This window comes from Streptomyces sp. (assembly GCF_031178505.1).
GTDB classification, from domain to species: domain Bacteria; phylum Actinomycetota; class Actinomycetes; order Streptomycetales; family Streptomycetaceae; genus Streptomyces; species Streptomyces gulbargensis.
Window position 1 is genome coordinate 1 of sequence record NZ_JAPSIW010000410.1, and the last position, 6,286, is coordinate 6,286.

The following is a 6,286-nucleotide window of genomic DNA, read 5'->3' on the forward strand; positions in this document are numbered from 1 at the left end:
CCGCGTACAGGGCGGCCAGCCCGCTGAGCATGAGACCGAGCCAGAGCGCGATGCGCAGCGGCCGGTTGTTGAAGGAGATCAGCCCGTCCATCCCGTAGTTGAGCAGGGAGCCGAACTTCCACTTCGTCTCGCCGGCCTCCCGCGCGGCGTTCTGGTAGTCGAAGGTGACGGTGTCGAAGCCGATCCAGGAGAACAGGCCCTTGGAGAAGCGGTTGTACTCGGGCAGGGAGAGCAGGGCGTCGACGGCGGGCCGGGACAGCAGGCGGAAGTCGCCGACGCCGTCCGTGAGTTCGACGTCGACCCAGCGGTTCACGGCCCGGTAGTACAGACGGCTGAGCGCCGAACGCAGTTTCTTGTCGCCCTCCCGGGTGCGCCGGGCCATCACCTGGTCGTATCCCTGGTGGTGGAGGTCGAGCATGCGGCCGAGGAGCTCGGGCGGGTGCTGGAGGTCGGCGTCCATGATGACGACGGCGTCGCCGCTGGATTTGCGCAGGCCGGCGAGCATGGCGGCCTCCTTGCCGAAGTTGCGGCTGAAGGAGGCGTACTGGGTGCGGTGCGGGTGCCGGGCGGCGATGGCGCGCAGCCGCTCGAGTGTTCCGTCGGAGCTGCCGTCGTCCACGTAACAGATCTCGTAGCCGACCGGGAGGCCGTCGAGTACCTCTCGCATACGTGTGTCGAATCGCTCGATGACGTCTTCCTCGTTGTAACAGGGGACGACGACGGAAAGCCTGGTCATTGAACGGTCACTCCAGAGGGCCGAGCGAGAGTACGTCCTGAGGGACCGCCACCGAACTCTCCTTCGAGCAGCCCGGTCACGGTACGGCGCGTGGGTGACCGGCGCGCGGCGCGCGAGTGACCGCTCACGGTCGGCATGTCGTCCACGGAGCAAAGCATGCGGGGCAGATAGTGAGCCGCATGCCATTTTCACCCATTTGTCACCCGTAGAGGCGACCTTGGCCGCAGGAGCGATGACCGGTGAGCAGGACGACCTTCCCGGAGAACGACGGCGCGCACACACCGCCGGACCGTTCACAGGACGGTACAGGCGACGGCCCGGAGGAGGGCGGAGTCACGGCCGGACGGCCGGAAAGGAGCGGCGCCGGCGAGGGCCTGCTGCGGCGCGCGGCGGCCGGGGCCGGACTCGTCACGATGGCGGGCGCCGGGGCGCTGCTCTCGGTCGGCGCCTTCCTCGGCCTGTACGTACGTCCGGTCTCCGACGACTGGTGCGCGCTCTGGAAGGCACGGGACCTGGGCGTCCTCGGCATCTCGGCGGACTTCTACCGCACGCAGAACGGACGGGTGACCAACGCCTTCCTGACCGGTGTCCTGTACGCCGACGACATGACGGGCCCCAAGCTGCTGCCCGCCCTCCTCGTGGTCACGCTCGGCGCGGGCCTCTTCCTCCTCGCCCGTGAGGCGCTGCGCGCCCTGCGCCTGCCGGTGCCGGCGGTCGTGCTCGCGGCGGCGGTGGCGGTCGTCGAGGCGCTGCTGTTCTTCGCCGGCACCCGCCCGTACCAGGCCCTGCTGTGGGCACCGGCCACCCTCTCCCACACGGTGCCGAGCGTGCTGGGCGTCTGGGCGGTGATCTGGGCCGTACGGGCGGCGCGCGGCCGGAGGCGGGCGCGCGGCGCGGCCGTGGCGGGCGCGCTGCTGGTCGGGGTGGCGGCCGGCATGCTCAGCGAGCCCTTCGTGGCGACGGCCGGGACGGCCGCGGCGGTGGTGGGCGTGCTGTGCCTGCCCGGCCTGGGCCGGGCGCGCGACCGGTACGCGACGACCTGGTGCACGGCCTGGTGCCTGGGCCTCGGCATCGGCCTGGTGCTGCTCACCACCTCGCCCGGCGCCCGCTGGCGGCGCGCCCAGCAGCCGGAGAAGCCGCTGACGGCCGCGGAGCTCGGCGAGACGGTCCGGGACTGGCTGCGGATCTGGGAGACGATCGGCGGCCAGTGGGCGTACGCGGGGGCTCTGGCCGCCGGGGCGCTCCTGGGCCTCGCGGTGGCGCTCGCGGCCGGGGACCGGGGCCCGCGCGCCCGGCCGGGCGGCACGGCCCGGCCGCCGCTGTGGCTGCTCGCGGTGCTGCCGGTGCCGCTGATCGCGCTGGCGAGCCTGGTGGCGGCGTACGGGCTGCGCAGTGGTTACGGGCCGACGGGGTGGACGTACGCGCGGACCTGGACCAGCTTCCTCGTCCCCTTCCTGCTCACGCTCGGCGCGTACGGGGCCTGGCTCGGGCACGCCCTCGGGCACCGCTTCGGGTCCCCGGACCCCAAGACCCCGGACGCGGAACGGACCCCGGACACGAAGGCACCGGACCCGGGCCCGGACCGGAGGGCCCCTGAGACCTCGCGAACCCTCGTCGCCCGCCGCGGCCGTGCCGTACGTCTCACCGTTCTCGTCCTCGCCGGGAGCCTCACCGCCGCGAGTCTGGCCGCCCTGGTACCCACGGTGCGCACGACGGCCACCCAGACGGTGTCCCGCAGCGTGGCCTGGGACCGGCAGAACGCCCGGATCAGGGCCGGCATCGCGGACGGCGCCACCGAGGTCACGTACCGTCCGCTGCTCATCGGCGGACTCGCCGAGCCGTTCTTCACCGAGGTGTACGCGCGGGACTGGGCGGCCCGGTGCGCCGCCACGTACTACGGCGTGGACCGGCTGCGCCGCGGCTGACCGGACCGGTTGCCCTCTTTGCCCAGTTCCGGCGGCGGCAAATCCCCTCCGGGGGTGTGTTCCCCCTCACACCCCCGGGCCGGGCGTAACAGGGTTTGGGGTAGGTTCTCGGCACATGTGCCGACGTCCCGGCGCTCGTCGCGAGGTGGCGCCCCGAAGGGCGACTTCCGGCGCCGGGCAATGGTTGTGCCGCGAGCGCCGTTCGCTCCGTCACGATCGGGACACGGCGCTCGCCGCCCAGGCGAAAGGCGCGGCAAACCAGCTGGGGAACACCAGGTAGCTTGGGTGTGTCTGGAGGAAAGACAAGTGGATCGAGGTGCAAGTGCCTGACGTCTCCGTGGTCGTCATCGCCTACAACGACGCAGAGCGTCTCCCGACGGCCGTTCAGTCGGTCCTGGATCAGACTCTGCACGGCGTCGAGGTCGTGATCGTCGACGACTGCAGCAAGGACAGCACCTTCGAGGTCGCCCAGGCGCTCGCCGCCGCGCACCCGGACCGGGTGCGGGCCTTCCAGCTGCCGCAGAACAGCGGTGGCTGCGGCGCGCCCCGCAACTACGGCATCCAGCAGTGCTCCGGCGCCTACGTCATGTTCCTCGACAGCGACGACGTGCTGGAACGCAACGCCTGCCGCAACATGCTGGACGCCGCCGAGAGCACCGGCTCCGACATCGTCTCCGGCCTGTGCGTCCGCGTGCACCTGGACAGCCGCAACCAGAAGAAGACCGCCTGGTACCCGTGGCTCTACTCCAAGACCCGGACGATCGAGTCGATCACCGAGCTCTCGGACCTGCTGACGTTCGACACCCTGTCGACGAACAAGTGCTACCGCCGCGACTTCCTGCTGGAGAACGGCCTGGAGTTCCCGGTCGGCATCCACTACGAGGACCTGCTGTTCTCGGCGCAGGCCTACGTCGCCGCGCGCCGGATCACGCTGATCCCCAACACGGTCTACTTCTGGAACGTGCAGGAGAGCGCCGCCTCCAAGTCCATCAGCAACCGGCGCCACGAGATCGCCAACTTCGTCCACCGGATGGAGATCCACCGCCGCGTGGACGCCCTGCTGGAGAGCAAGGGCTACGACGAGCTCAAGTACCGCAAGGACATCAAGTTCCTCAAGCACGACCTCGTCCTCCACCTGCGCGACCTGCCGCTGCTCGGCGAGGACTACCGGCGCGAGTTCGCCGAGGTGGCCAACGGCTACCTCGCCGAGATCGACCCGCAGGCGTACGAGGAAGTGCAGCCGATCCACGCGATCTGCGCCTACCTGCTGAGCAAGGAGGACTGGGAGAACCTGCTCCCGGCCACCGAGGCGCTCACCAACCCGGGCCGCCTCACCGTCCCGCTCGCCGAGCAGGACGAGCGGATCTACTGGTGCGACCGCCACATCGACACCGAGCAGGGCCGCAGCATCCTGGACGTCACCGCGCGCGGCTTCCACACCCGGCCGCTCACCGCGCTCGCCCTGGGCAACCGCCTGACCTCGTACGAGAGCACCGACGGCGTCGTCAAGCTGGCGGGACGGATCGTCAACCCGCTCGGCCGCATCACGCCGGACGCGCAGATCAGCGCCGTCCTGGAGTTCTCGGCCCGCCGCAGCGTCAGCGGCAAGACCGCCCACATCCCGGTGACCTCGCTGCGCCACGCCGGCCGGTTCATCGAGTGGGAGGGCACCGCGGACATCGCCCGCGCCGTGCGCCCGCTCGGCATCATCGACGCCGTCTGGGACGTGCGGGTGATCCTCACGGTCGACGGCAAGCGCCTGCGCACCCGGGTCTCCGTCGGCGGCACCTCGCTCGACAACGCCCGCGCCCTGCGCGTCCGCCCGAAGCTCACCACGCTGGTCTCCGACCGCTTCGTCCCGGAGATCACCAAGAAGGGCAACCTGTCCTACGTCCTGTCCGCCGAGGGCAAGGCGGCCGTGCACACCACGGCGGTGATCGAGGGCGCCATGCACGGGCGCACCGCGCAGTTCGCGAAGACGAGCCTGCGCCGCCTGCTCAAGGCGAAGAAGGACCTGCACTCGGGCGAGACCAAGCTGCGCGTCTACCACGAGTTCTACAGCAAGCTGCCGATCCGCAAGGGCCTCGTCGTCTTCGAGAGCCACCTCGGCAAGCAGTACAGCGACAGCCCGAAGGCCATCTACGAGGAGATGCGCCGTCAGGGCGTGGCCTTCGAGGCCGTCTGGTCGTACGCGGGCGCCCGGCCGACCGGCTTCCCCGAGGACGCCACGCTGGTCAAGCGCTGGAGCTGGCAGTACCTGCGGGCGCTGGCCCAGGCGGAGTTCTGGATCGACAACCAGGGCTTCCCGCTGCGCCTCACCAAGCGCCCCGGCACCACCTACATCCAGACCTGGCACGGCACCGCCCTGAAGCGGATGGGCTTCGACGAGCCCAACACCAAGGCCCGCGGCCTGGCCGCGCAGGAGTCCTTCCAGCGCGCCCTGGACCGGTTCGACCACTTCCTCATCCGTGGCGAGCACGACCGGCGCACCCTCGCGAAGGGCTTCCGGCTCCGCGACGAGGTGCTGCTGCCCGTCGGCTACCCGCGCAACGACGAACTGGTCGCCGCCCGCCGCGCCGAGGCCGAGAGCGGCCGGCGCGAGCGCGGCCGGCTCGCGGAGGAGCTGGGCCTCGACCCGGACAAGAAGGTGCTGCTGTACGCGCCGACCTTCCGCGCGGCCCCCGGCGGCAAGGTGCGGGCCTTCCAGCCCCCCTTCGACCTGGAGGAGTTCGCGGAGCGCTTCGGCGACACCCACACGCTGCTCATCAGGACCCACTACCTGAACAGCGTGTCGCTGCCGCCGTCGGTCCAGGGCCGGATCATCGACGTGTCGCGGCTCCACGACATCACGCCGCTGCTGGCCCTCGCGGACGGTCTGATCACGGACTACTCCTCCGTGATGTTCGACTACGGGCTGCTCGACCGGCCGATGATCTTCTTCACGTACGACTACGACGAGTACGCCAAGGAGAACCGCGGCACCTACTTCGACCTGAAGGAGCGCGCCCCGGGCCCGGTCGTGGCCACGGAGGAGGAACTCTTCGGAGTGATCGCCAACTTCAAGGACGAGGCCGACACCAAGTACGCGGCGGCACGCCAGCGGTTCAACGCAGAGTTCAGCGAGTGCGACCGGGGCGACGCGGCCCGTCAGATCGTCGCCAAGTTCTTCACCAGGAGCGGGAAGTGACCAACCAGACCACCGTGTCCGGCGGCCGCGACATCTTCATCGTCTCCAACAGCGTGGACGAGATGGGCGGTGTGACCACCTGGACGCACCAGATGGCCCGGGAGTTCACCGGCCGCGGGCACCGCGTCCACGTCATCGGCATCACCCCCGCCCCCGAGGGCCGGCAGCACGAGTTCCCCGAGCCGCTGCCGTACGAGACGACCACGCTGTACGACGCCCACCCGCCGCAGGTGAAGCCGCTGCGCGGCCTCAAGGGCAAGCTCAACGCGGTCGAGCGGCGGCGCCACGCGGCCCGCGCCGCCGGGATGCGCGAGCGCGCCGACCGGCTGACGGCGCTGTTCGCCGCCGCCCGGCCCGGCGCCGTGGTGATCGTGACCCAGGTGTGGGCGATGGAGTGGGTCTCCCTCGCCGACACCAAGGGCCTCGTCGTCATCGGCA

3 protein-coding genes and 1 pseudogene are annotated in these 6,286 nt (G+C 70.9%); 3 read left to right on the forward strand and 1 reads right to left on the reverse strand.

What is annotated here, in order from left to right; all coding sequences use genetic code 11:
* On the reverse strand, nt 1–736 hold a 736-nt coding region (locus tag RIF68_RS23670), incomplete at its 3' end, for a glycosyltransferase family 2 protein (RefSeq protein ID WP_309053308.1).
* Nucleotides 737–975: 239 nt separating this feature from the next.
* Between RIF68_RS23670 and RIF68_RS23675 the strand changes: the two genes are divergently transcribed.
* The 3 genes and pseudogenes from RIF68_RS23675 to RIF68_RS23685 all read left to right on the forward strand — a co-directional run.
* A complete protein-coding gene (locus RIF68_RS23675; protein WP_309053309.1) occupies nt 976–2,661 on the forward strand; it encodes a DUF6056 family protein in 1,686 nt (561 codons plus the stop codon).
* Between the two features lie 316 nt (nt 2,662–2,977).
* Nucleotides 2,978–5,848, forward strand: a complete 2,871-nt coding sequence (locus RIF68_RS23680) for a CDP-glycerol glycerophosphotransferase family protein (protein ID WP_309053310.1) — start codon at nt 2,978–2,980, stop codon at nt 5,846–5,848.
* A 62-nt stretch (nt 5,849–5,910) separates the two neighbouring features.
* Nucleotides 5,911–6,286, forward strand: a pseudogene (locus RIF68_RS23685) (glycosyltransferase); the annotation flags it as partial.